Origin of the sequence: Aliiroseovarius sediminis (genome assembly GCF_022678485.1) — a bacterium.
GTDB classification, from domain to species: domain Bacteria; phylum Pseudomonadota; class Alphaproteobacteria; order Rhodobacterales; family Rhodobacteraceae; genus Aliiroseovarius; species Aliiroseovarius sediminis.
The window spans coordinates 33,697-58,003 of the sequence record NZ_JALBYP010000025.1; the positions used below are offsets into that span (position 1 = coordinate 33,697).

26 protein-coding genes, 2 pseudogenes and 3 riboswitches are annotated in these 24,307 nt (G+C 58.0%); of the genes and pseudogenes, 13 read left to right on the forward strand and 15 right to left on the reverse strand.

Annotated elements, in window-relative coordinates:
* Positions 1-25 precede the first annotated feature (25 nt).
* On the reverse strand, positions 26-784 hold the full coding sequence (locus MN186_RS05690) for a FadR/GntR family transcriptional regulator (RefSeq protein WP_242113554.1): 759 nt from the start codon (positions 782-784) through the stop codon (positions 26-28).
* A gap of 75 nt (positions 785-859) precedes the next feature.
* On the opposite strand from MN186_RS05690, the gene MN186_RS05695 reads away from it, so the two are divergent.
* Positions 860-2,086, forward strand: a complete 1,227-nt coding sequence (locus MN186_RS05695) for a M20 family metallo-hydrolase (protein WP_242113373.1) — start codon at positions 860-862, stop codon at positions 2,084-2,086.
* A 38-nt stretch (positions 2,087-2,124) separates the two neighbouring features.
* Here MN186_RS05695 and MN186_RS05700 read toward each other — a convergent pair whose 3' ends face one another.
* Positions 2,125-2,352, reverse strand: coding sequence for an integrase core domain-containing protein (locus tag MN186_RS05700; protein ID WP_420838902.1), 228 nt, complete (start codon positions 2,350-2,352; stop codon positions 2,125-2,127).
* 54 nt (positions 2,353-2,406) lie between these two features.
* On the opposite strand from MN186_RS05700, the gene MN186_RS05705 reads away from it, so the two are divergent.
* The 4 genes and pseudogenes from MN186_RS05705 to MN186_RS05720 all read left to right on the forward strand — a co-directional run.
* On the forward strand, positions 2,407-2,847 hold the full coding sequence (locus MN186_RS05705) for a ubiquitination-like system serine protease family protein (protein WP_242113374.1): 441 nt from the start codon (positions 2,407-2,409) through the stop codon (positions 2,845-2,847).
* Positions 2,759-3,199: a GntR family transcriptional regulator gene (locus tag MN186_RS05710; RefSeq protein WP_242113375.1), complete on the forward strand. Its 441-nt coding sequence runs from the start codon at positions 2,759-2,761 to the stop codon at positions 3,197-3,199. The genes MN186_RS05705 and MN186_RS05710 overlap by 89 nt, the downstream gene beginning before the upstream one ends.
* A gap of 364 nt (positions 3,200-3,563) precedes the next feature.
* Positions 3,564-3,875, forward strand: a complete 312-nt coding sequence (locus tag MN186_RS05715; RefSeq protein ID WP_242113376.1) for a transposase — start codon at positions 3,564-3,566, stop codon at positions 3,873-3,875.
* 49 nt (positions 3,876-3,924) lie between these two features.
* Positions 3,925-4,106, forward strand: a pseudogene (locus MN186_RS05720) (IS66 family transposase zinc-finger binding domain-containing protein); the annotation flags it as partial.
* A gap of 29 nt (positions 4,107-4,135) precedes the next feature.
* Here the strand turns inward: MN186_RS05720 and MN186_RS05725 are convergent.
* From MN186_RS05725 to nrdH, 7 genes and pseudogenes are all read right to left on the reverse strand, one after another.
* Positions 4,136-4,271 (reverse strand): annotated as a pseudogene (locus MN186_RS05725) (ATP-binding protein); the annotation flags it as partial.
* Positions 4,272-4,298: 27 nt separating this feature from the next.
* Positions 4,299-5,387, reverse strand: coding sequence for a methionine synthase (locus MN186_RS05730; RefSeq protein ID WP_242113378.1), 1,089 nt, complete (start codon positions 5,385-5,387; stop codon positions 4,299-4,301).
* Positions 5,356-6,387 carry a DUF1852 domain-containing protein gene (locus tag MN186_RS05735; RefSeq protein WP_242113379.1) on the reverse strand — a complete coding sequence of 344 codons (1,032 nt, stop codon included), beginning with the start codon at positions 6,385-6,387 and terminating at the stop codon, positions 5,356-5,358. Before MN186_RS05735 ends, MN186_RS05730 begins: the two co-directional genes overlap by 32 nt.
* A gap of 80 nt (positions 6,388-6,467) precedes the next feature.
* Positions 6,468-6,667, reverse strand: a riboswitch (cobalamin riboswitch).
* A 148-nt stretch (positions 6,668-6,815) separates the two neighbouring features.
* Positions 6,816-7,790: a class 1b ribonucleoside-diphosphate reductase subunit beta gene (nrdF, locus tag MN186_RS05740; protein ID WP_242113380.1), complete on the reverse strand. Its 975-nt coding sequence runs from the start codon at positions 7,788-7,790 to the stop codon at positions 6,816-6,818.
* Between the two features lie 8 nt (positions 7,791-7,798).
* Positions 7,799-9,925: a class 1b ribonucleoside-diphosphate reductase subunit alpha gene (nrdE, locus tag MN186_RS05745; RefSeq protein ID WP_242113382.1), complete on the reverse strand. Its 2,127-nt coding sequence runs from the start codon at positions 9,923-9,925 to the stop codon at positions 7,799-7,801.
* Positions 9,907-10,323 (reverse strand): class Ib ribonucleoside-diphosphate reductase assembly flavoprotein NrdI, encoded by a 417-nt coding sequence (gene nrdI, locus MN186_RS05750; protein WP_242113389.1) that lies wholly within the window; start codon positions 10,321-10,323, stop codon positions 9,907-9,909. Before nrdI ends, nrdE begins: the two co-directional genes overlap by 19 nt.
* Before the next feature lie 3 nt (positions 10,324-10,326).
* On the reverse strand, positions 10,327-10,548 hold the full coding sequence (gene nrdH, locus MN186_RS05755) for a glutaredoxin-like protein NrdH (protein ID WP_242113390.1): 222 nt from the start codon (positions 10,546-10,548) through the stop codon (positions 10,327-10,329).
* Between the two features lie 104 nt (positions 10,549-10,652).
* Positions 10,653-10,844: riboswitch (cobalamin riboswitch) on the reverse strand.
* A 104-nt stretch (positions 10,845-10,948) separates the two neighbouring features.
* A riboswitch (cobalamin riboswitch) is annotated at positions 10,949-11,149 on the forward strand.
* A 123-nt stretch (positions 11,150-11,272) separates the two neighbouring features.
* Between nrdH and MN186_RS05760 the strand changes: the two genes are divergently transcribed.
* Both MN186_RS05760 and MN186_RS05765 read left to right on the forward strand, forming a co-directional pair.
* The gene (locus tag MN186_RS05760) at positions 11,273-12,502 is read left to right on the forward strand and encodes an aromatic ring-hydroxylating oxygenase subunit alpha (RefSeq protein ID WP_242113393.1); all 1,230 of its coding nucleotides are present in this window, start codon (positions 11,273-11,275) and stop codon (positions 12,500-12,502) included.
* Positions 12,503-12,505: 3 nt separating this feature from the next.
* Complete coding sequence (locus MN186_RS05765; RefSeq protein ID WP_242113400.1) at positions 12,506-13,582, forward strand: FAD-binding oxidoreductase; 1,077 nt, start codon at positions 12,506-12,508, stop codon at positions 13,580-13,582.
* Positions 13,583-13,603: 21 nt separating this feature from the next.
* Here the strand turns inward: MN186_RS05765 and MN186_RS05770 are convergent, their stop codons facing one another.
* The 3 genes from MN186_RS05770 to MN186_RS05780 form a co-directional block, all read right to left on the reverse strand.
* On the reverse strand, positions 13,604-14,293 hold the full coding sequence (locus MN186_RS05770) for a Dph6-related ATP pyrophosphatase (RefSeq protein WP_242113401.1): 690 nt from the start codon (positions 14,291-14,293) through the stop codon (positions 13,604-13,606).
* The gene (locus tag MN186_RS05775; RefSeq protein ID WP_242113402.1) at positions 14,290-15,066 is read right to left on the reverse strand and encodes a cobalamin-binding protein; all 777 of its coding nucleotides are present in this window, start codon (positions 15,064-15,066) and stop codon (positions 14,290-14,292) included. The genes MN186_RS05770 and MN186_RS05775 overlap by 4 nt, the downstream gene beginning before the upstream one ends.
* Before the next feature lie 597 nt (positions 15,067-15,663).
* Positions 15,664-16,560 carry an N-acetylneuraminate lyase gene (locus MN186_RS05780; RefSeq protein ID WP_242113405.1) on the reverse strand — a complete coding sequence of 299 codons (897 nt, stop codon included), beginning with the start codon at positions 16,558-16,560 and terminating at the stop codon, positions 15,664-15,666.
* Positions 16,561-16,728: 168 nt separating this feature from the next.
* Here MN186_RS05780 and MN186_RS05785 point away from each other — a divergent pair, with 168 nt between their 5' ends.
* The 6 genes from MN186_RS05785 (at position 16,729) to MN186_RS05810 (ending at position 21,891) form a co-directional block, all read left to right on the forward strand.
* Positions 16,729-17,451 carry an FCD domain-containing protein gene (locus MN186_RS05785; RefSeq protein ID WP_242113408.1) on the forward strand — a complete coding sequence of 241 codons (723 nt, stop codon included), beginning with the start codon at positions 16,729-16,731 and terminating at the stop codon, positions 17,449-17,451.
* 75 nt (positions 17,452-17,526) lie between these two features.
* Entirely contained in the window at positions 17,527-18,486 is a 960-nt protein-coding gene (locus tag MN186_RS05790; protein ID WP_242113409.1) for a DctP family TRAP transporter solute-binding subunit, read from the forward strand.
* A gap of 60 nt (positions 18,487-18,546) precedes the next feature.
* Positions 18,547-19,038 carry a TRAP transporter small permease gene (locus MN186_RS05795; RefSeq protein WP_242113410.1) on the forward strand — a complete coding sequence of 164 codons (492 nt, stop codon included), beginning with the start codon at positions 18,547-18,549 and terminating at the stop codon, positions 19,036-19,038.
* Positions 19,035-20,309: a TRAP transporter large permease gene (locus tag MN186_RS05800; RefSeq protein WP_242113413.1), complete on the forward strand. Its 1,275-nt coding sequence runs from the start codon at positions 19,035-19,037 to the stop codon at positions 20,307-20,309. The genes MN186_RS05795 and MN186_RS05800 overlap by 4 nt, the downstream gene beginning before the upstream one ends.
* A gap of 2 nt (positions 20,310-20,311) precedes the next feature.
* Positions 20,312-20,989 carry an N-acetylmannosamine-6-phosphate 2-epimerase gene (locus MN186_RS05805; protein ID WP_242113415.1) on the forward strand — a complete coding sequence of 226 codons (678 nt, stop codon included), beginning with the start codon at positions 20,312-20,314 and terminating at the stop codon, positions 20,987-20,989.
* Positions 20,990-20,997: 8 nt separating this feature from the next.
* Positions 20,998-21,891: an ROK family protein gene (locus tag MN186_RS05810; RefSeq protein WP_242113417.1), complete on the forward strand. Its 894-nt coding sequence runs from the start codon at positions 20,998-21,000 to the stop codon at positions 21,889-21,891.
* Positions 21,892-21,897: 6 nt separating this feature from the next.
* Here the strand turns inward: MN186_RS05810 and MN186_RS05815 are convergent, their stop codons facing one another.
* Genes MN186_RS05815 through MN186_RS05825 form a run of 3 tightly spaced genes read right to left on the reverse strand, consistent with a single transcriptional unit; the run spans position 21,898 to position 24,289 of the window.
* Positions 21,898-22,626: an amino acid ABC transporter ATP-binding protein gene (locus MN186_RS05815; RefSeq protein ID WP_255743840.1), complete on the reverse strand. Its 729-nt coding sequence runs from the start codon at positions 22,624-22,626 to the stop codon at positions 21,898-21,900.
* The gene (locus MN186_RS05820; RefSeq protein WP_242113419.1) at positions 22,626-23,456 is read right to left on the reverse strand and encodes an amino acid ABC transporter permease; all 831 of its coding nucleotides are present in this window, start codon (positions 23,454-23,456) and stop codon (positions 22,626-22,628) included. Before MN186_RS05820 ends, MN186_RS05815 begins: the two co-directional genes overlap by 1 nt.
* Before the next feature lie 11 nt (positions 23,457-23,467).
* Positions 23,468-24,289, reverse strand: a complete 822-nt coding sequence (locus MN186_RS05825; RefSeq protein WP_242113421.1) for an ABC transporter substrate-binding protein — start codon at positions 24,287-24,289, stop codon at positions 23,468-23,470.
* Between the last annotated feature and the right edge of the window lie 18 nt (positions 24,290-24,307).

A 24,307-nucleotide genomic window follows, 5' to 3' on the forward strand; every position in this document is an offset into this window, starting at 1 on the left:
TCCAATACGGACTTCAATTTTTTCTTCATTCAGAGACAAACCGCTTCATCACCACCGCTTCCTGATCTTGCATTAGACGGCGCGCCATAAGCATGTGTTCTTTCATGATTCTGCGCGCACTTTCGCAATCGCCCGAACGCAGCGCCGATATCAGATTGCTTTGATGCCGATACCCTTGCCGCCAAAGCTCGTCGTTGGGTTCTGTGTAAAGACGCTGATACACCGTCAGGTCTGCAAGGATTTGGGTCATGAAATCCACAAAGAAACCAAGAAGCGCGTTCTCTCCGAATTCAGCAAGCCGGGCGTGGAATTTCAAAGAGGCAACATGCTGCTTCCTTTCTTCGGTGGCGTCCTTGGCGGGAGCGTCGTAGCTTGCCATGATCGCTTCCAGTTCCCCCAGTTGATCTTCCGTGAGCCTCCCGGCGAGAGACGCTGCAAGTTCCGGCTCGATAAGGATACGTATCTGATAGATGTCGTTGATCGAAATCTGCTTGAAGTAAAAATAATTGGCCAGCAGCGCATATGCCCGTTCCGCGCTCACCTCGCCCACGAAACTGCCACCGCCCGGACCGGTCTTGGTTACAACCAGTCCTTGAGCCTGCAAGAGCCGCATCGCCTCGCGGATCGTGCCTTTGGACATACCGAAACGCTTGATCAATTCGGTCTCGCCGGGCAAACGGTCGCCGGGCTGTAATCCCTTTTCGACGACCCAATCCTTGATGGCTTCAGCGACCCGGACAGGACGCGAACGCTTGGATGTAGCAATGGTATGGTTCTGTGACATCAAATTCCTTTGCCAAGTGGCTCGCTTGAGTTTATCCAAAGGAAGCAATTTATCATTATAAATTCAAGGGTGATCATGACGGACGGAGAGTTGGCGCAAGCACGCCTGCACGAAATCGCAGAAGCATCGCTGGAAGGACCGGGTGTTACACGGCTTCCTTGGACAAGGGAACACCGCGACGCAAATAGATTAATTGGTATCTGGATGAAAGATGCGGGTCTGGACGTTTCGCTCGATGCGGCGGGAACGTTGGTGGGACGCTCCCCAAACGCGGGCTCCAAGCCACTCATCCTGCTCGGGTCTCATCAGGACAGCGTGCGTCAAGGAGGACGCTACGACGGCATCATGGGCATCGCCCTTGCGTGTCTTGTTGCACGCCGCTTTCGGGATCGATGGAGCGACCTTCCCGTCGCAATCAGTGTTCTTGCCTTCGCCGATGAAGAGGGTGTCCGCTTTCCGACTGCGCTCATCGGTCCGCGCGCGCTGGCAGGCACGCTTGATCCGTCTGTATTCGAACTGGCAGACGTCGACGGCATCCGCATGTCTGACGCGATGCGCGACTTTGGTCTTGAGAGCGAACGTGCCAGCGCTCTGGCCATGCGAACTCCTCCGGTCAAAGCCTATCTGGAATGTCATATCGAACAAGGACCGATCCTTGAGGACAATGCACTTCCTGTTGGGGTCGTGACAGGGATTTGCGGCATCACGCGCATCGCAGTCACCTTCGCGGGTGAAACCGGGCATGCCGGCACGGTTCCCATGTCCGGACGTCGCGACGCCCTTGTGGGAGCAGCGCAGTTTGTTGACGAGGTCAACCGAACTGTGTCGAATCTTAGCGATCTTCGTGCGACAGTGGGCCAGTTTGATGTTCGCCCAAATGTCGTGAACGCGATTCCGAACGAGGTGCGCCTGACGCTTGAGATACGCGGAACTGATGATGTGAACAGGGCGTCTTTCAAACAGGAGATGCACCAAGTCGCCTCTCGTATCGCAAACACCGCTGATTTGAACCTGATTTGGACGCCCACCTATGACCAGCCAGCGATCGCATGCGACGCTGCGTTGCGCAGAGCGTTGGCTGCCGGAGTTCGACAGACGGGCCATCGCGTACTGGAGCTACCATCCGGGGCGACCCACGATAGCTCTGCCATGGCAGACCTCTGTCCGGTTGGGATGTTGTTTGTTCGGTGTCGGAACGGGGTCAGCCACCGACCTGACGAATTCGCCTCGGCTGACGACATGGCAGTTGCTATTGATGTCTGTGAGACAGCAATTAGGGGCATCGCCGATCAGACAGAGTGAACCGCCCCGGGTTTACCGGCGAGGGTTTGGTTCAATAGTTAGGCTGCTTTTTTCGGCGTGACGTATCCAATGGCGCTGTGGGGGCGGTCAGTGTTGGACCAGTCGACCCATTTCAGGGTTTCCCAAGCGACCTGGCCAACGGACTTCCAGGGGCCGAGGAAGTTGATGACCTTGGTCTTGAAGAGGCCAATGATGCTTTCGGCGAGGGCATTGTCGTAGGAACCCCCGACATTGCCTACCGAGGTATCGATCCCGGCCTCGGCCATCCGCTGTGTTTCGATATCTTGATGACCCGCGCGCTAACCTTATCGGATCGGTCGATGATCGCATTGGAAGAGCTCACGCTCGTCGAAAGTGGCCATATCAAGAAATGGGCTTGCCTTAGCTGTCTGGGCGGATGCGGGGAAGTTATCAGTTTTTCGCTTAGCCCAAACCAGCGACCGCGATGGCGGGTCACCGATGACGTCTGGTCCCGCCCCACTGTGAATCCCGCTATCCCCCAGAAGAACGCATGTGGATGTCATTTCTGGATCAAGAATAGGGAAATAAACTGGTGTCGGGCGGGCGCGGATCAGGGCGGTTCTGTTGCAATTATCGCGCGAAGGACTAGTGGATATCGTGCCCAACAGAGGCGCGCAGGTTGCCGCGCCCGACGTGCAAGAGGCGCGGGATGTGTTTTTTCTGCGCGCAACGGTCGAAGTGCGGATCGCCGAGCAATTATCAGGCAATCTGGACCATTCCGGCGCCGCGGCCTTGCGTGATATCATCCAGCGCGAACGCACGGCCATCGCAGAGGGACGCCTGGCGGATGTGATCCGCCTTTCAGGACTGTTTCACCAAAAACTGGCGGAACTTAATGGATCCAGCGTGTTGCAAAACATCCTGCGGGATTTAATTTCGCGAAGCTCTCTAATAACAGCAGTCTATCGCGACAGTGGATATTTCAACTGCGGTCCGGACGAACATGCTGCGATCGTCGATGCGCTAATGCGTGGAGACAAAGAAGAGGCGTTGCATCTTGTGACGGCGCACATCGAACATCTGCGTGCCGATCTGAACCTCAGCACAGAACAGCAACCTTCCCGGAATCTGCGCGACATTTTCGAATTATAACGGTTGGCAAGGATGCGTAGGCGCGCAGGAATGCCCTCCATCCCGACCCAAGGTCTTTTGCCGGACTTTTGTCCATCAAAGTCTGGCAAATCCAAATCGGCGACGGCAGATGTCAGCCCGTTTTGGTCAAAGCCAGAGATAGCAAGGTAAACGGTAGCTTGTCATATTTGACCCGATCCTGAGCGTCCTGTTCGGCCTCAATCTATTTGCTTGGCAGTGATACGAGCTCCACTGGAAAATCAGCCTCGGTTAATTGTAAGCATATCGATGCGCCCACCTTCCAACCTCATGTCTGACCTGCGATGCTGTGCCCGATAGAGATTGGTGCGGGAGTTCCCCGATGGCGACTACGGGGGAGCTTCTCATGGACTACAGAATGGACATGTCGAGCACCGGGCAGCGGCGCTGGTCGGATGAGATCAACGCAAGGATCGTGGCTGAGAGTTGGAAGCCGGGTGTGACCGTGAATGCAGTTGCGGTGCGGTATCGGCTTCGGGCAAACCTATTGTCGAAATGGCGCAGTCGGGCACGTGATGGTTGGTTGGTTTTGCCGGCGGGCGATGACGACGGCTTTAATTTCGCACCAATTGTGGTCTCGGATCGTGGCGGCGGTGCCATGTGCCAGCGGTTTCTGCGCAGCCGACGAAGCCTGACGCGTCGTCCTGGGCGGCCATAAAGACTGCGATAGGTCGCTTGGCAATCAGGCTCGATGGCACGGCCAGTTCTGCGGCTGCGGTATCATGCACAAGATTGGTGAGGATCGCAGCGAACGGCTGGACATCGTCCCGGCCCAGTTGCGGATGATCGTCACCGTGCGCCCGAAAGATGCCTGCCGGATCTGCACCGATAGAAGTCACCATCGCCTGCCGGTCAGTGGGTCAGCAAATATGCCGACCATCTGCCATTGTAACGCCAGAGCCAGATCCTGGCTCTGGCGGGCCTTGGTTGTGATGACGACGCTGGTGCGCTTGTAGAGCTTGCTCAGAAGGTGGAATAGCAGCGCGCCGCCGGATGGGCTGAACGGCAGATAGACAAGCTCGTTCAAAATGACCAAGTCGATCTTGATGAGCATCTAACTGGTGATAGGCAATCGCCTCAGTCAAGCTGAAAGCTCTTGTCGCACGATATTTGCACCCGCGCTCAATGCGGTTAACTTGCCCCTGGCCACGCTGCGGGACAGGGGCGCCATGCCGCAATTGGTGCAAGGATAAAGCTTGTCGGCATCCACGAATTGAAGCGCTTTTCTCAAGATGTCGGCGACGTCTTCGGGCGTTTCAATGGTATCGGTGGCCACATCAATGGCCCCCACCATCACCTTTTTCCCGCGGAGAAGCTCGATTAGATCCATGGGAACGCGGGAGTGCTGACATTCCAGTGAGATCATGTCGATGGTGGATTTTTGCAGTTTGGGAAAAACGCTTTCGTATTGCCGCCATTCCGCACCCAGGGAATCCTTCCAATCCGTATTGGCCTTGATGCCGTAGCCATAGCAGATGTGAACAGCCGTTTCGCATTTCAGGCCTTCGGCCGCCTTTTCCAAGGCCGCGATTCCCCAGTCGTTCACCTCGTCAAAGAAAACGTTGAATGCCGGCTCGTCGAATTGGATGATATCCACGCCCGCCGCTTCCAGTTCTTTGGCCTCTTGGTTCAGGATCTTTGCAAATTCCCAAGCCAGCTTTTCCCGGCTTTTGTAGTGGTCGTCGTAAAGCGTGTCGATCATGGTCATCGGACCGGGCAGCGCCCATTTGATGGGCTGATCAGTTTGCGCACGCAAGAACTTTGCATCCTCCACGAACACCGGCCTTTGGCGGGACACCGCGCCGACGACTGTCGGGACGCTGGCATCATAACGGTCGCGGATCCTGACGGTCTCGCGTTTTTCAAAATCGACACCGCTGAGGTTCTCGATAAATGTGGTGACGAAATGCTGGCGCGTCTGCTCGCCATCACTGACGATGTCGATGCCGGAATTCTGCTGATCGTGCAAAACCACGCGCAGCGCGTCCTGCTTGCCTTCGATCAATTCCTCCCCTTCCAGTTTCCAGGGCGACCAGAGGGTTTCGGGCTGTGCTAGCCAGGATGGTTTTGGCAGGCTTCCGGCGGTCGAAGTGGGCAACAATCTGTTCATGATGGGGTAACCTTGCATTTCTTGCTGATCAGGCAGCGTGTTGGGTGGACCATTCTTCAAGAATGTCCCGGTAGGGTTTTATGAGTTTTTCTTCAGCGAATTTGCCCTGTTCGGCAGCCAGCCGACCACGTTCTTCCCGATCATAGACGATTTGGGGCAACGAATAATCCAGATGCTTCAAGCTGGGCTGATAGCACTTCCCCGCGAGGGAATTCGCATTGTAGATTTCGGGCCGATAGATCCGTTGAAATGTCTCCATCGTGCTGATCGTGCCAATAAGCTCCAGGGTGGAGTAATCGTTGAGAAGATCGCCGGTGAAATAAAACGCCAAGGGCGCAACGCTGTTTTCGGGCATGAAATAGCGAACCCGTAAACCCATCTTTTCAAAATACTGATCCGTCGCGGAAAATTCATCTTGCCGGTATTCTACTCCCAAAATCGGATGCTCGTTTTCGGTTCGGTAATACGTTTTGCTGCTCGAAACACTCAGGCAGATAACGGGAGGTTTTTTGAAATGTTCCTTGTACCTGGCTGAGTTCACGAAACGCTTGAACAGGTTTCCATGAAGTTCGCCGAAATCCTTGGGTGCGCTGAACTGGGGCCGCCCCTCGTTATGCTGGGGCAGCAGGACGCTGAAATCGTAATCCCGCACATAGGACGAAAAGTTATTGCCCGCGATACCGTCTATGCGTGTGTTGTTTTTGCGGTCCAGGATGGTCGGCTTCAACATTTCGATCAAAGGAAACGCATCCGCGCGGCGTCCATCGCCGATGCTGATTTCGGCGGTGATGATGTCAAGCTCGACGGTGTAGCGATCGGCGTTTGGATTGTCCCAATGCGCCAGCGCGTTGAAGCGGTTGTTGATCATCGTGAACGTGTTGCGCAAGTTCTCTTGTCGACGATTTCCTCTGGCCAGATTGGCAAAGTTCGTCGTGGCGCGTGTGCTATCCGAAGGGTGATAATCTTCGTCGAAACGGATGCTTTTGATCGCGTATGCGAGGTCTCTTTTCATTTTGACATGCCTTCTGAGCGGCTTGAACAGACAAGCCGTGAAAACCAAATAACTCCCCGCGACCAAAGTCGCGAAGCGGCGATGTCACCTTGCGGATTGGCCGCTCCCGACGCGCCCACCGCGGCCGGAACAGGTGATTGATCCAGGCAGGTTTCCTGACTTGCGGATATTCGCCTTGTCCGGCCATTCCGGCGCGAACTTCGCGCCAGTAGCATGCCGGACAAGCGTTCCGCCTACAGTTGCGGGGGCAGTTCCGGATTCGGCGACAGCCTAACCGTATTCCCTTTCACCCGGGGTTTTCCCCGGCACCTTGATCTGCCCGCAAAGTCGGCCGGAATGGTCCTCATGTCAACGCAACCGAAGCGTGGAAATATTCATGTTAAATATGAGGTTAGCGAGGGTTTGGTGGAAATGACCGCGTCACGATCATTTCGTCTTCACCTCTTGATTGTTTTGTCCGATAGATCGACTGCCGCCTAAAAATCCCAGTCTTCGTCTTCGGTCGCGACCGCTTTGCCGATGACATAGGACGACCCGCTGCCCGAGAAGAAATCATGATTTTCACTGTCGGGCGACAATGCGGCAAGGATCGCAGGGTTCACTTCGCAGGATTGTGCGGGGAACAGCGCCTCATACCCCAGGTTTTGCAGCGCCTTGTTGGCGTTGTAATGCAGGAACGCCTTCACGTCTTCGGTCAGGCCAAGATCGTCGTAAAGCTCGGCCGTGTAATGCGCCTCGAGGTCGTAGAGGTCGAACATCAACGAAAAGGCGAATTCCTTAAGATCGGCGCGCTTGGGTTCGGGCAAATGTTCAATTGCGCGCTGGAACTTGTAGCCGATGTAATAGCCGTGGATCGCCTCGTCGCGGATAATCAGACGGATCAGGTCGGCGGTGTTGGTCAGCTTGGCGCGGCTGGACCAATACATCGGCAGGTAAAAGCCGGAGTAGAACAGGAAGCTTTCCAGAAACACCGATGCGATCTTGCGTTTGTAAGGGTCGGCAGTGGCGTTGTATTCCTGCAAGATCAAGCGGGACTTGGCCTGAAGATGTGGGTTTTCTTCGGACCAGCGGAACGCCTCGTCCACCTCTTTGGTCGAACACAGCGTCGAAAAGATCGAGGAGTAGGAGCGCGCATGCACCGCCTCCATGAACGCGATATTTGTCAGCACCGCCTCTTCGTGCGGGGTCTGCGCGTCGGGCAACAACGAAGGGGCGCCGACAGTGTTCTGAATTGTGTCGAGCAGCGTTAGCCCGGTCAAGACGCGGATGGTCAGGGTGCGTTCCGCATCGGTCAGCGTGGCCCAGCTTTGCACATCGTTGGACAGTGGCACCTTTTCGGGCAGCCAGAAATTGACGGTCAGGCGGTTCCAGACCTCAAGATCCTTGTCGTCCTGAATGCGGTTCCAGTTGATGGCGCGGGGCACGGCGGTGGTATGGGGCAAGTCTTTCATGTCAATTCTCACAATGTGCAGGAAACGCAGCCTTCAACCTCGGTTCCCTCAAGGGCACTCTGGCGCAGGCGGATATAATAGATGGTTTTGATGCCCTTCTTCCACGCGTAGATCTGCGCGCGGTTGATATCGCGGGTGGTGGCCTCGGCTGGAAAGAAAAGGGTCAGCGACAGTCCCTGATCGACATGTTCCGTTGCCGCCGCATAAGTGTCGATGATCGGCTCATAACCAATCTCGTAGGCATCGCGGTAGAAGTCCAGATTGTCGTTGTCCATGAACGGGGCGGGATAATAGACGCGACCGATCTTGCCCTCTTTTCGGATCTCGATCTTGCTGACGATGGGGTGGATCGACGAGGTCGAATTGTTGATGTAGCTGATCGAGCCTGTGGGCGGGACGGCCTGAAGGTTCCGGTTATACAGCCCGTGTTTCATCACGCTGTGGCGCAGTTTCGACCAATCGTCGCGGGTGGGCAGGCGCATGTCCTTGAACAGCGCCTTGACCGCATCGCTTTCCGGCAGCCAGTCGCGCGTCGTATACCGCACGAAAAAACTGCCATCGGCATATTTTGAGTCCTCGAAGCCCTTGAAACTTTCTTTGCGCTCTTGGGCAAGCAGGTTTGACGCACGGATCGCATGATAGGCGACGGCGGCAAAGTAGACTGAGGTGAATTCAATCCCCTCTGGGCTGCCATACTGGATGCGTTCCCGCGCCAGATAGCCATGCAGGTTCATTTGCCCCAGCCCGATCGCGTGGCTTTCATCATTGCCCTTGCGCACCGACGGGACCGAGTCGATGGCGGACATTTCCGACACTGCCGTCAACACGCGAATGGCGGTTTCCACTGTGGCGCCAAAGTCGGGACCATCCATCGTCTTGGCGATATTGAGCGATCCGAGATTGCAGGAAATATCGGTGCCCATGACGTCATAGCTCAGATCGTCGTGAAAGGTGCTGGCCTTGTTCACCTGCAGGATTTCTGAACACAGATTGGACATGGCGATGCGCCCGGCGATGGGGTTTGCGCGGTTCACGGTGTCTTCGAACATGATGTAGGGATAGCCGCTCTCGAACTGGATTTCGGCCAGGGTCTGAAAGAACGCGCGCGCGTTGATCTTGGTCTTGCGGATGCGCTTGTCGTCGACCATTTCAGCGTATTTCTCCGTGACGGAAATATCCGAAAACGGGGCGCCGTAGACATGCTCGACGTCATGCGGCGAGAACAGATACATATCCTCGTTTTTGCGCGCCAACTCAAAAGTAATGTCGGGAATCACCACCCCAAGGCTCAGCGTTTTGATGCGGATCTTCTCATCTGCGTTTTCGCGTTTGGTATCGAGAAACCGCAGAATATCAGGGTGATGCGCGTTAAGATAAACCGCCCCCGCGCCCTGTCGCGCGCCCAGTTGGTTAGCGTAGGAAAACGAATCCTCCAGAAGTTTCATCACCGGAATGACACCGGATGACTGGTTTTCGATCCCCTTGATCGGCGCGCCGTGTTCGCGGATGTTGGTCAGCATCAATGCCACACCGCCGCCGCGTTTTGACAGCTGCAGCGCCGAATTGATACCGCGTCCGATGCTTTCCATGTTGTCCTCAAGCCGCAGCAAAAAGCACGAGATCAGCTCGCCCCGGCTTTGCTTGCCCGCGTTGAGGAACGTGGGCGTTGCGGGCTGGAAACGACCCGACAGAATCTCATCCATGAACGCCATCGCTTGGCGCTGATCCCCGCGCGCCAACGTCAGCGCGACCATGACGACCCGGTCCTCATAACGTTCCAGAAACCGTTTCCCGTCGCGGGTTTTCAGCGTGTAGGAGGTGTAATATTTGAACGCGCCAAGGAATGTGGGAAAGCGGAATTTGCGCGCAAAGGCGGCCTTCCAGATCTGGTGCAGAAAGGCGCGTGGATAGGCCTCCAGAACAGCGGCCTCATAATATCCCTCGTCCACCAGATAGCCCAGTTTTTCATCCAGCGAATGAAAGAACACGGTATTCTGGTTCACATGTTGCAGGAAATACTGCCGCGCGGCCATGCGGTCGGCGTCAAAACGGATGTGGCCTGTTTCGTCATAAAGGTTCAGCATCGCGTTCAGCGCATGGTAATCCAACGCGGCGTCTATGCCATTATCGAGCATTCGGTTCTCCAGAATTTGTCCAGCCCGGCACGGATGCAGGCAATGTCGGTTTCCGTTCCGGCCATCTCAAAACGATAGAGCACCGGAACGTTGCATTTGGCGGCGATGACATCGCCCGACAGCGCAAAAGTTGCGCCAAAGTTGCGGTTTCCCGCACCGATCACACCACGAAGCAAGGCGCGGGTGGGCGGATCGTTGAGAAAGCGGATCACCTGTTTGGGCACGGCCCCGCGGCCCGCACCGTCAGCGAATGTCGGGCAGATCAGAACGTATGGGCGGGCAGGGGCTGGCATGGGATCTGCGGGGCGCACCGGAATGCGGTCTGCCTGGATCCCCAGTGCCGCAACCAGACGCGCTGTATTGCCCGAAACCGACGAATAATAGATCAGCCCAGCCATGGCTCAGGCCAACTGGCCGATCATATCGGGGCGAAAACCGGCCCAATGGGCATCACCTGCCACAACGACCGGAACCTGCCGGTAGCCCATATTGGTGACTTCCTGCATGGCGTTTGGATCCTCTGTCAGGTCAACGATGCGGTAATCCAGCCCCCGTTTGTCCAAAGCGCGGGTGGTGGCAGTGCATTGTACGCAAGCAGGTTTCGAATAAACGGTGATGGTCATGCCCTTGTCCTTTTGTTGTGCAGCAAAGGAATTAGGGGGCGCGCAGGATCTTGACCCGGTCAGGGGCATGAGCACAAACACGTCCCCGGACCCTCCGTCCGCGGTTGTCGTATCGTGCTTGGGCAGGTCTCCTGACTTGCGGCTCAATCGCTCTGGCCCGCCTTCCCGACGCGGCTGCGTCAGTGGATAAGGGCCAGAACTTGCCGCTTACAGTTGCGGGGGCAGCGCCGGGTTTGCACCGGCTTCCCTCTTAGCCTGCGACTCGCGCCACAGGAACCAAAGCAACTACATATTGGGGCGTTCAGGCTGAAGGTGTCAATATGCGGTTTTTCAAGTTGTGCTGTATTTTCGATTTCAGGCGAAATCATGTCGCGATTGATCCATCGGCTGAACGCATTCGGCCTATTATGGGGGCCAAGGTGCGGGCCATTGGTCCGATAATTGGGAAGCTGGTGAAAACCCGGCGCTGCCCCCGCAACGGTAACGGAGCATACGGGCGCGAAAATATTACCACTGGGGGAGAGGACCCTTGGGAAGGTATCGCGCTTTGATTGCAAGATCACTCCACAGCCCGGAAACCAGCCTTGTTCGATACGTCAAACCGCGGGTGGCGGGATGGGCGCTGGTATTGGTCTGCGGTTCCTCACCCCACCGCGGCCGGGCCTGGCTGCTCTGCTGTCACTCGCCCCAACCAACGCCGCGGGGCGCGGCAGGAGACACGGAAATGACAAACGCATCTCTGACAGAGCTGTTGACGCGGCGCGTGCCGGGCCATGCGCTGGAACAGGGCTTCTATACGGATCCTTTGATATTCCAGACCGATCTGAAAACGATATTCTATCGCGACTGGCTGTTCGCAATTCCGGCCTGCGAGCTGGAAAAACCCGGCAGCTATGTCACCCATCAGGTCGGGGAATATGGCATCATCATTGTACGCGGTGCGGATCAGGCGATCAGGGCGTTTCACAACACCTGCCGTCACCGTGGGTCGATCCTGTGCAAGGCGGCCAAAGGCAATGCGCCCAAGCTGGTTTGCCCCTATCACCAATGGACCTATGAACTGGATGGCAAGCTGCTCTGGGCGCGGGACATGGGGCCGGATTTTGATCCCTCGACGCATGGGTTGCGAACCGTCCATTGCCGCGAATTGGCGGGGCTGGTTTACATCTGTTTGGCCGATGAGGCGCCTGATTTCGACACCTTCGCTGATCTGGCGCGCCCCTATCTGAAGCCTCATGACCTGACCAACGCCAAAGTCGCCGTCGAGACCACCATCGTCGAAAACGGCAACTGGAAATTGGTCTGGGAGAATAACCGCGAATGTTATCACTGCGGCGCCAACCACCCCGGTCTGTGCCGCGCCTTTCCCGAAGATCCGGTTGTGACCGCCGGGGATGTGGCGTCGACCCCACCACATATCCAGGAACACTGTATCCGGATGGAGGAGCAGGGCCTGCCATCGCGGTTTCAAATGGCTGCGGATTATCAGTATCGCCTTGCCCGGATGCCGCTGCTGCCGGGGGCGAAAAGCCTGACCATGGACCTGAAACCGGCGGTCAACCGCCATATGGGGCGGGTCACGGACGACGGCGCGGGGACGCTGTTGAAATACCACTATCCCAGCACGTGGAACCACTTTCTGCCCGATCATGCGATTTTGTTCCGTCTTACACCGCTCAGCCCGACGACAACGCAGCTGACCACCAAATGGCTGGTCCACAAGGATGCCGTCGAAGGGCGCGATTATGATGTCGCGCGTCTGGCGGAGGTCTGGAAGGCCACCAATGACGAAGACCGACGCGTGGTCGAGGATAATCAGAAGGGCGTCAATTCACCCGCCTACACGCCCGGCCCCTATTCGCCGGTGCAGGAAGAGGCCGTGATGCAATTTGTTGACTGGTATTGTCACAGTTTGGAACGGCGGCTGGACCCCGTTTCATTGGCAGCGGAGTAGACCATGAATGATCTGAGCCCGGTTCCGCCACAGGCGATCTGGAAAGACGCAGAGATGCTGGAATGCGTCTCGGTTATTCCGGAGATGGCCGACACCGCCACCTTTACGTTCAGCGCCCCATCTGGCGCGCTGTTCGATTTTCAGCCCGGCCAGTTCCTGACGCTGGAATTGCCGGTGCCCGGCGGCACGGTGCATCGGACTTATACGGTGTCCTCGTCGCCATCGCGGCCCCGGTCGCTGTCGATCACGGCCAAGGCGCAAAAGGACAGTATTGGCACGCGCTGGATGCTGGACCATCTCGCGCCCGGCGTTCGGATCAGGGCCATCGGCCCCGCGGGACAGTTCAGCCACCTCAATCACGCGGCCGACAAATATCTGTTTATCTCCGCCGGGACAGGCATCACGCCGATGATGTCGATGACAACATGGATGTTTGATCTGGGGGTCGAGCCGGATGTGGTTTTCATCAACTGCGCGCAACGTCCCTCCACAATCCTGTTTCGGGAAAGGCTGGAACACATGGCCAGCCGCGTGCCGGGGATCGATCTGAAATGGGTGGTGGACGCGCCGGATCGCTATGCACCCTGGACCGGCTGTCAGGGCCGGTTCAATCAGTTGATGCTAGGGTTGGTGGCCCCTGATTATCTGGAGCGTGAAGTGTTTTGCTGTGGCCCGGAGCCCTTCATGCAGGCGGTGCGCGATGCCCTGTTCGGCCTTGGCTATGACATGGACCGCTATCACCAAGAAAGCTTTCACGAGCCCGCCGTGACCCAGGCGGATGTGCCCGAGCTGGATGACATCACCCCCGAAGCCGAAGCCAAGGCCGAGGTCTGTTTCGCCCGTTCGGACCGCAGGGTTGCCTGCGCCGAAACCGACACGGTTTTGGCCGCCACGCGCGCGGCGGGGCTGAACATCCCTTCGGGTTGCACCTTTGGGGTGTGCGGAACCTGCAAGGTGCAAAAGCTGTCCGGTGAGGTGCATATGGTCCACAACGGCGGCATATCCGAAGATGACATCGCCGACGGCTATATTCTGGCCTGTTGCTCTCATCCTATCGGGTCCGTGACGATAGATGTCTGACAGACGATGTGTGGCAATGGCTCAGTCGTGCGTGTGCGCCGGGTGGGGCGTTGCCAGCGTAAAATCGGTATAGACAAACCCATCCCGCGTGACCGTTTCGCCGCGCCGCAGATCAAGGGGTGCGGCGAAATCAGGGCTGTTGCTGACCAGCGTGTGGAATTCGCCGTTTTCACCACAAGGATCGACGCCTTGGGGCAGGCCATCCAGAAATGCGGTGTCAAAAGCTGTGCCGCATTGCGCATCGGACAGTTTGGCCGGGTCCAATGTCACGACATGCGCCGCGATCCCCGCTGACAGCATGTCGCGGGCAACGGTGGCTGTATCCAGTCCCCACAATGGGAAATGCGCGTTAAGGTCATGGGCGGTCAGCATCTTTTCGCGCCAGACACGAACGTCTTCAAGCAGGATATCACCAAAAATGTGGTCTTGAAGGCCATCTTTGGCCAATTGGTCCAAGGCCACGTTCATGCGCTCCAGATAGATCTCGTTCGTGCAGCCATAGGGCAGGGGCACCTCGATCAGCGGCAATCCCAGCGCGCGCGCCTGCGCCGCCAGAACGGCGCGGCGCACCCCATGAATGGCTACGCGCCCATGGGGTTCGTTGACCGTCGACAGGACTGCGCGGATGTCGAACCGCCCCGCGCGCCGCGTTTGGTGCAGGGCAAAGGTGGCATCCTTGCCCGAGCTCCAATGCATCACCGCCGGGATCATGCCAGCGCCGCCAGAATTGCATCCAACCCATCGGTCAGTGCGGCAGGGCCGGGTTGCAGAATGATCGGCGACTTGATCTCGACAATGCGATTGTCGCGCACTGCCGGGATTTGGTCCCAACCGGGGCGCGCAATGAACTTTTCAGGCCGCACCTTTTTGCCACACCAAGAGGCCAGTATCACGTCCGGCGCGGCCTCGATCACTTGCTCTGACGTCAAAATACGGTTCTTTGCCTTGGGTTCCGGCGTCAGATGCGGAAAGGCATCGCGCCCGCCCGCGATCTCGATCAATTCCGAAACCCAGCGGATGCCGGAAATCATCGGTTCGTCCCATTCCTCGAAATAGACCAGCGGGCGGGGCTTGCCCTCGGTCTGCTTGCGGATATCGGCGATCCTTTGTTCATACTGTGTCGCCAGCGCCTCGGCCTGCTCCGCCACGCCCACGGTCGCGCCCAAGTGTCGGATCATCGCTAGGATACCTGCCACATCGCGCTGGTTATAGGCCATCACCGTCACGCCTTCGCGCAGCAATTCCGCGGCGATATCGGCCTGTAAATCGGAAAAGGTCAGCACCAGATCCGGCTCCAGCGCCATGATCTTGGGGATGTCAGCCGAGGTGAACGCCGACACGCGCGGCTTTTCCTGACGCACGCGTTTGGGCCGCACGGCGTAGCCCGAAACACCCACGATCCGATCCTGCTGACCCAGTAAATAAAGTGTCTCAACCGTTTCCTCGGTCAGACAGACGATACGTTTAGGGGGGAACTGGCGCATTGGTTGGTCCTTGAAAGATATGTGTTCAGGGCGTTGTTTTGGCCGTGGTTAACCGAAGCACACCCGCGCAAAATACGACCGCCGGACACGTTCGGCCATCGCATATTCGCATCGAGCGGTGCAAAGATTGCGGCCCATATGGGCCATCGCGATCAAGTTACCTCCTCCGCACTCCCCGCCCGGTCTGGTTTCAACAATGTTGGCAGGTCACCTGACTTGCGAATCGCAGCTTGCGCTTGCCTTTCCCCCACTGCATTCCCTCTCTGGTCTTGGCTATTGTTGACCTTGGACACCATCAAGACGATAGAGCCAGAAAGCTGACATCAATGTCAATCTGCAGGGAAGTCGCATTGGGAGGACCGCTCCGTTGTGGCGAAACGCTTCAGGTAAGTAGCTGGTTTTAAAGTGATAATGACTTTAGGAGCTGGCTTGATGGCTGCGTTCGTCTCCGCCACCAAATTCGACAGTACGGAAAGTTGCGTATGGCCGTTTGCGTTTGCGAACCAAGAACCACGCTACTGCTACACAATGGCCCGCCTGATCGAGTGAGCAGGCGGGCCTTGTAGTATTGTCCGTCAAGCGGCTTGTGGTGCGGGGTCAGGCCGTCCATTTTTGGATTTTGGGGTCGTCCAAGAACGCATGCAGGTCGGGGATAGCGTCGTCTGACAACACACGGAAGGGCGCGCGGCAGGGGCCGCAATCGACGCCAAGGTGTTGAAGCGACAGCTTGATGCCAGGCATAACGCCCAGACGGAATAGAACCTCGACATAGTCGCGCGAAATGGCTTGGAGGTCGCGCGCTTGCTCCATATCGCCTTGGGTCATCGCTTCGTCCAGCGCCGCATAGAGTTTGCCAAACACGTTATAGGTCGAGCCGATGCCGCCATCCGCACCGGACAGGGCGCCGGTCATGAATGTCTCGTCTGACCCGAAATAGATGATTTTATTAGGGTGGCGTTTGCGCAGTTGTGACAGGACAAACAGATTCAGGCTGGAGAATTTGATCCCCGCTACGCCGGGCAGATCAAGGATGGCGGACAACTCGTCAACCGAGGATTCACGGCCAATCCGTCCAGGGACCTCATACACGATCAAGGGCAGGTCGGTAGACGCCGCCAGTGCCTTGTAATAATGGAAAATTTCGCCGCTGGTAAACTTGTAGGAATGCGGCGGCAGGGCAGACAGGGCGTCATAGCCAAGACGTTCTGCATTTTGCGCCAACAAGATCGAATCACGCAGCGCGGCCTGGCCCACATGGGCGATCAGCTTCGTGTCCGACCCAGCACACGCATCGGCCACGATCGCTTGTTGCAGGGCCAACTCATCGGTCTGCATCAGGCCGGATTCCCCCGTGCTGCCGCCGACATACAGACCGGCCAGACCTTGGCGCAGGTTGTATTCAACGATGTTGCGCTGGCGTGTTTCGTCCAGCGCCTCGTCATCCGAGAAGCCCGTCAGCAGCGCCGAATACACGCCCTTAAGATCGGTTTTCATGAGATTTTCCTCAGTTTGTATTGGGTGGTGGCGACCTGTGTAGGGCCGGTATCGTGATCTTTGGTTGCCCAAGTGGTTACTGCAGACAGGGCATTTGGTAAAGTATGGTTTGACAATAAAATAATCTGGCCTTACCAAAAGTGCCATCACTGGATCGGAGGACCCCACGTGATCCAAGGCACCACTGATATGGTCACGCCCAAATCCAAGGGCGTCGCGATGGAAGTCGCGGCAGCGTTGGAGGCCCGTATTCAGGCCGGCCTGATCGTCCCGGGCGATCCGCTGCCCACCGAACGCGCTTTGTGTGAAGAATTTGCGACATCGCGACCCACAGTGCGCGAGGCATTGCTGATGTTGCAGGGCAGGGGCTATGTCAGTCTTGAAGCAGGTCATCGCCCCCGTGCCACAAAGCCAACGCTGGATGGCATCCTGACCTCGGCGTTCAGCCATATCGCGAACCTGCTGGGCAACGCCGAGAGCGGTGCACATCTTGAGCAATTGCGTCAATTCATCGAGGCCGCCGCAGCCCGCATTGCCGCGGACAAGGCGACATCTGTCCAGTTGCACCAAATCCGGGCAGCACTGGAACACAACGAACGCAGCATCGGCACCGATCGGTTCGCCCAAAGCGACATCGCCTTTCATCGCGCGATCGTGGCCATCGTCGGCAATCCAATTATCCTGAAACTGCATGATAAATTTGCCAGCGCTATGCTGGCCAATCGCCCCGGTCGGGCCAATCATGACAGGGCAGATACGACATCCTATGAAGAACACCGGGCCATCTATGATGCGATTGTTGCAGGTGATGCGATGCGCGCGGCAGAGCTTACAGATTTGCACCTGATGCGGTCTTACCGCGCAAGACTGGCGGGTGTCAGTACGACATAGAGGGGTGGCGCAACGGCTGCGGCCTGTGACGCCCGTCTTTAAACACGACCCAACAAACACAGCGAGGAGAGAAGAATGCTGAACAAGATTGTAGGAGGAGTTGTCGCGACCCTGATGATGGCGGGCGTGGCCAGTGCCGAGAAGGTCCTGACCTTCGGCACACAGGAAAACGAAGCGTCGCCGATGTATCAGGGCATGGTCGCGATGAACGACGCGCTCAAGGATGTATCTGGCGGCGAAATGTCGCTGAAGCTGTTTGCATCCTCGACGCTGGGTGACTTCAAGGCGATGGTCGCGCAGGCACAGGCGGGCGAACTTGATCTGGTCATGACCGGCTATCCCGACATGAGCTATATCATCCCCGAGCTGAAGCTGATCGGCGCGCCCTATGTGGTGTCCGATTTCGATCACCTGAAAGAGCTGATCGCCGGAGAATTCGGTCAGAAGATGGACGAAGCTTTCACAAAGCAAGGCGTCAAGGTGATGGATGTCTGGTATCTGGGCACACGTCAGACGACCTCGAACCGGCCTATCAATTCGGTCGAGGATATGGAAGGCCTGCGTCTGCGCACGCCAAACGTCCCGTTCCTGATCGCCTTTGCTGAAAACACCGGCGCATCGCCCGCCCCGGTCGCGTTCGCCGAAGTATATTTGGCGCTGCAGACCAACCAAGTCGATGCGCAGGAAAATCCCCTGCCCACCATCGAGGCGATGAAGTTCTATGAAGTACAGGACCACATTGCGCTGACCAGTCACTTTGTTGCGTCGGCAGCCATTCAGGTCGGTATGCCCACATGGGACAACCTGACCGATCAGGAAAAGGAATGGCTGAACGAGGCGATCGCGAAGGGTGGCGAAGTTGCCAACAAGATCGTCATGGATAAGGAAGAAAGCCTGATTGCCGACTTCGAAGCTAAGGGACTGACAATCACGCGGCCTGATACCGGTCCGTTCCGTGATGCCATGCAGCCCTATTACGACGAGTTGGAAGCCCAGTTCGGCGAAGGCAGCATCAGCGCGCTGTTCAAGAAATAAGACAGTCGGCGCGCCGGTCCGTCCGGCGCGCTGCGACCCTTCAGGAAGGCAGGATCGGGCATGCGCGAATATCGGAAATACAGCATCGAGGGATATGCCGCGACGGTTCTGTTCCTTGGGTTGATCATAGTCGTTTTGTTACAGGTATTTGGCCGCACAGGCCTGTTTTCGGCCCCCGTTTGGACTGAAGAATTGGCCCGGTGGATATGGGTCTGGATGGCCTTCATCGCCACCGGCGAAGCCGAGAGGCAGAACGCTCAGTTGCGTATGGGCATTCTGGTCGAGGCCATCATGGGCCGATCCCGTTTCATCCTGTTTACGCTGATCGACCTTGTCTACCTGATCGTCACCTGCAACCTGCTTTGGATCGGTTACAAGACCGTCATGCGTACCTGGTATAACGAAAGCGTCACGCTGCCGTTCTCGGACGCGGTGCTTTACGCCTCTTATCCCATTGCGGCGCTGTTCATCATCTGGCGCGTCGCGGCCCGCATCCGGTGGCAGATCGCCAATCGTCGCCCGTTTAACTTCCGTGCGGAGGACGCCCAATGATCCTGCTTATCGTTTGTTCGGTCTGGCTGCTGATGGTGTTTGTCGGTGTGCCGATCGGGATCGCCATGATACTGGTATCCATAGGTTATTTCTATCACACCGGAATGGGAATGGCCTTTGCCGTGCAGCGCATGGTGGACGGGCTGAACAGCTTTCCCATGCTGGCGGTGCCGCTGTTCCTTCTGGCCGCGGCCATCTTGAATTCGGCCGGTATCACCAACCACCTTTTCGGCTTTGCGCGCGCCCTTGTCGGGCGGTTTACCGGCGGGTTGGGGCATGTGAACGTTCTGGCATCCCTGTTTTTTTCCGGCATGTCCGGGTCGGCTGTGGCCGATGCGGGCGGGCTGGGCAAGATGGAAATCAAGGCAATGCGCGATGCGGGCTATGACGACTCCTTCTCGGGCTCTGTCACCGCTGCGTCTTCGATGATCGGACCATTGGTTCCGCCCTCGATCACCATGGTTCTTTATGGCGTAATTTCAAATACTTCTATTGGGAAGTTGTTTTTGGGCGGTGTCGTGCCTGGCTTCCTCTGCGCCGGTGCGTTGATGGTGATGGTCTATGTGTTGGCCAAACGGCGTGACTATCCCCGTGATCCTATCCAGACGCGCGGCGAAGTCGGGCGCCTGTTCATGAAATCCTTCCCCGCGCTGCTGACCCCGATGGTTATCGTGGGCGGGATCTTCAGCGGTCTGTTTTCCCCGACCGAAGCGGCCGCTGTTACCGTGCTTTATGCCATCCTGATCGACCTGATCTTCTATCGTGAACTGACGTTCCGCCGGTTCTTCGACGCGGTGTACGAGACCGCCGTGACCTCGGCCACCATCGGCACGATCATCGCGGGCGTATCGGTGCTGGGCTTCGTGCTGGCCCGCGAACAAGCGCCGCAGCAAATCGCCAGCTTTTTTCTGTCTTTCGTGGATAGCCCGCTGAGCTTCCTGATTGCGGTCAATGTGATGATCTTCGTTCTTGGCGCGTTTATCGAGACTTTGGCGATCCTTTTGATCGTCGTGCCGGTCCTGATCCCGCTGGCGCTGGGCTTTGGCATCGACCCTGTGCATTTCGGCATCATCGTGGTGTTGAACCTGATGATCTCGACCCTGACGCCGCCGATGGGCATGTCACTGTTTGTCGTCGCCCAAGTGGGCGAGATCGAGTATCACAAACTGGCGCGTGCGATCCTGCCGTGGCTGATCCCGCCGCTGATCGTGCTGACGCTTGTGTGTATCTTCCCCATCCTCGCCACCGGCCTTCCCAACCTGATGCAGTGACCATGACAATTCTAAACGCTTTGAAGAACGGCTTTGTTGCCTCGTGCCAGCCTGTAACCGGTGGGCCGATGGACCACACCGACATCATAGTCGCCATGGCGCGGGCCGCAGTGGATGGAGGCGCCAGTGGCTTGCGCATCGAAGGGGCGGACAACCTGCGCGCTGTGCGCGCCGCTGTGTCGGTGCCGATCATCGGGATCGTCAAGCGTGACTTGGCCGATACACCGGTGCGGATCACGCCGTCCGTCGCGGACGCCGTTGCCTTGGTGCAGGCAGGCGCAGACATCGTTGCTTATGATGGCACCACCCGCCCGATGATTGACCCGCACGCGGATGTTCTGCGCGCGATTTCCAAGGGCGGGGCACTGGCAATGGCCGATTGTTCGACCGTGCAGGATGCAAAGATCGCCGTCGACGCGGGGGCGGCGATCATTGGCACCACATTATCGGGCTATACCGACGAGACACAGACCGACAGCACCGACCCGGATTTTGCACTGGTCGCGGAGTTCGCAAAGCTTGCCGCCTTTGTCATGGCCGAGGGGCGATACAACGCGCCCGATCTTGCCCGCCGTGCGATTGAAGCCGGGGCTGATTGCGTCACCGTCGGCAGCGCCATCACTCGTGTCGAGCACATCGCCCAATGGTTCGCGGACGCCGTTCGCAGCGCCACGGCATGAGCACAGACATGCCGAATGAACGCCCCAGCGGGATTGCGCTGGACCTTGGTGGCACCAAGATCGCGGCGGCTCGTATCCGTGATGGCGTGGTGATCCAGCGTTTGATGCAGTCGACGGATGGCGCGGGCACGCCTGAAAGCCACGTCGCGCGCATGTTCGAAATGGCCCGGGATCTGGGGCTGACAGCAGATGACCGCATCGGCATGGCCGTCACAGGCCGCATTGACGCGGCGGGCTTTTGGCACGCGGTGAACGCCGCGACGCTGACCGATGTGCAGAACGCCAATCTTCTGGACCTTGCACAGACGGCCTTTGGTCGCCCAGTGCCAATCCTGAACGATGCGCTTGCCGCCGCGCTTGCCGAATACCGGTTTGGGGCAGGCCAGGGCAGCCGGGCAATGGCATACATTACTGTCTCGACCGGGGTCGGGGGCGGGATCGTGATGGATGGGCGACCGCTTGTCACCGACAGCGGGCTGGTCGGCCATGTGGGGTTCAGCACCTCGCGCCTCTCGTCGCGTCGCTGCGGCAGCGGTCGGATCGGAACGGTTGAAAGCGTCGCCGGTGGCCGTGCCATCGCCGCTATCGCAGCCGGGCGGGGGCACCGGGTCAGCACCGCGAAAGAGGTGTTCGGCCACTGGCGTGCTGGCGACGCCTGGGCTGTCGAGATTGTCGATACCGCCGCCGCTGCGATCGCCGAATTGATCGGCAACTTGACCGCCATCCTGGGACTCGACCGTGTGGTGCTGGGGGGGAGCATCGGCCTGGCCGACGGGTTTGCAGGGCGCGTGCGCCACTTCATTGCCGACGAGCCCGTACTGTTCCGTGCGGAGGTCACGACCGCGGGTTTGGAACAGGATTCTGTGCTGTTGGGCGCGCTGGTCGGGCGGGGCGAAAGCTAGACCCAGTTACAAGACCGACGCCAGAAACGCCCGTGTGCGTTCTGTTTTCGGGGCCGTGAAGATCTGCTCGGGCGGGCCGTCCTCGATGATCTTGCCGCTGTCGAGTACGCAGACGCGATCTGCGGCCTCGCGGGCAAAGCCCATTTCATGGGTGGCCAGGATCATTGTCATTTTCTGGGCTTTCAGCTTCAAAAGCACATCCAGAACCTCGCTGACCAATTCGGGGTCAAGGGCTGATGTCACCTCGTCAAACAGCATGATACTGGGGCGCATGGCAAGGGCGCGGACGATGGCGACGCGCTGTTGCTGACCACCGGACAACTGGTCGGGATAGGCGTGCATCCGGTCTTTCAGATTGAAGCCTTCAAACAGTTGCGTGACCTCGGGCAGCAGGTCCTTCTTCGACTTCCTGAACACGCGTGACGGTGCCAAAAGCACGTTTTCCAGCGCGGTCATATGTGGAAACAGGTTGAAGCTTTGAAAGACCAACCCGATCTTGCGCCGGATGGGTTGCGGGGCGACATCAGGCAGCGAGATATCCTGCCCGTCGAACCAGATCGCACCTTCATCAATCGGTTCCAGCAGGTTGATCGTGCGCAGAAGCGTCGACTTGCCGGACCCGGACGCACCAATCAGGCAGATCATCTCGCCTTCACTCACATCAAGATCGACACCGCACAGCACCTCGGTCGGGCCGAAGGATTTTGTGACGTTGGACAGTTTAAGGATCGACATCAACTGCGCGCCTTGTTTTGCTTGGCGATCAGGTAATCAGCAAAGCGGGTCACGGGGATCGTGACTGCCAGAAAGATGATCGCAGCCCCAACATAAGGGGTGAAATTCGCCAGAAGGGATTTGTGCACGCCCGCTTGGCGCAACAGCTCGACCGGGCCGATGAACGACAGAAGCGCCACGTCCTTTTGCAAGGCGACCAGCATGTTCATATTGGCTGGCACCACGCGGCGGATTGCCTGAGGCAGCACCACATAGCGCATGATGTCAGTATGCGACAGACCCAACGACTTGGCCGCCGCCCGCTGGCTTTCATGCACGCTTTCGATGCCGGTGCGGAAAATCTCGGCGACATAGGCGGAATAGGTCAGGATCAGCGCGAGCGATCCCCAGATATAGGGGCTGTTCCAAGGGCGTTGCAGGCCCAGACCCGGCACCCCGAAGCCGATGAGGAACACGATCAGAATGACCGGAACGCCCCTGAAGATATCGGTGTAGAGCACCCCGAATATACGCAGCGGAAACAACGCGGGCGCCCGTGCGTCGCGGCACAGCGCAATCAGCAGACCGATGATTGCGATTATTGGGGTGCACCACAGGAAGATCGCAACATCCCAGCGAAAGGCGGCCAGCAGAGATGGGAAGGTCTTTACCAAGATCTCCCAATTGAAGAAACTGGCACGGACGCGGTCCCAACCCGGCGATAGGGGCACGATAACCATGATCAGCGTCACCACAATCGCGGTGCTGATGGTCGCCACCGCAACGGACTTTCGGCGCGCTTTCTGCTCGTGGATTTGGCGGGCCGTTAGGCCCGCGCTTGCATGTTTCATCGGTAAAGTCGTTATTTGATCAGCGGAACGCCGGTGGTTTCCTGCAGCCATTCGGCCTCGATTGCGTCAAGGGTGCCGTCGTCCTTCATTGCCACCAGTGCGTCGTCCACGCAGGGCTTAAGGGGGCTGCCTTTTTCCATCAGGATGCCGAACTGGTCGGGATTCTCGGTGCGGTCGGCGGGGAACTGACCCAAAAGCGCGCCGTCGTCCAACGTTACGGCGCTGAGGTAAAGCGCGGTCGGCAGATCAAACAGGGCCGCGTCGATTTGGTTGGCTTTCATCGCCTCGACTACGTTTACGTTGTCGTCGTAAAGCAGGGGCGTTTGATCGGGCGCAATCAACGCCATTACGGTTTCCAGCGCCGTGGTGCCCGCCATCACGCCCCATTTCAGCGACTTGAGCGAGTCGATTGCAGCCGTTGCGCCCGCCTCGATCACCGGTTGGCGCACCAGAACCGCCATTGCGGCGGAATAATAGGGGTCCGAGAAATCCACGACCTTTTCGCGATCAGCCGTGATCGAGACCTGTTGCAGGTTGATGTCGAACTCTTTCGCTCCGGGCTGGATCGACTGGTCGAATGAGGCGCGGGTCCACGCCACGGCGTCCTTGCCAAACCCCATCCGCTTGGCGACCTCATAGGCCACGGCGGCCTCGTATCCCGCGCCGCTGGCAGGGTCGTTATCCATCACCCACGGATAATAGGCCGGGTTGCCGGTGGCGATGGTCAGAACATCCGCTGTCAGGGTTTTTCCATCTGCGCATTGGGTGTCGGCGAACACGGGTGTCGCCCCCAGAAGGCTGAACATCAGGGCTGTCGTGAAAATCGGTTTCATATGAGTCTCCAATTGGAT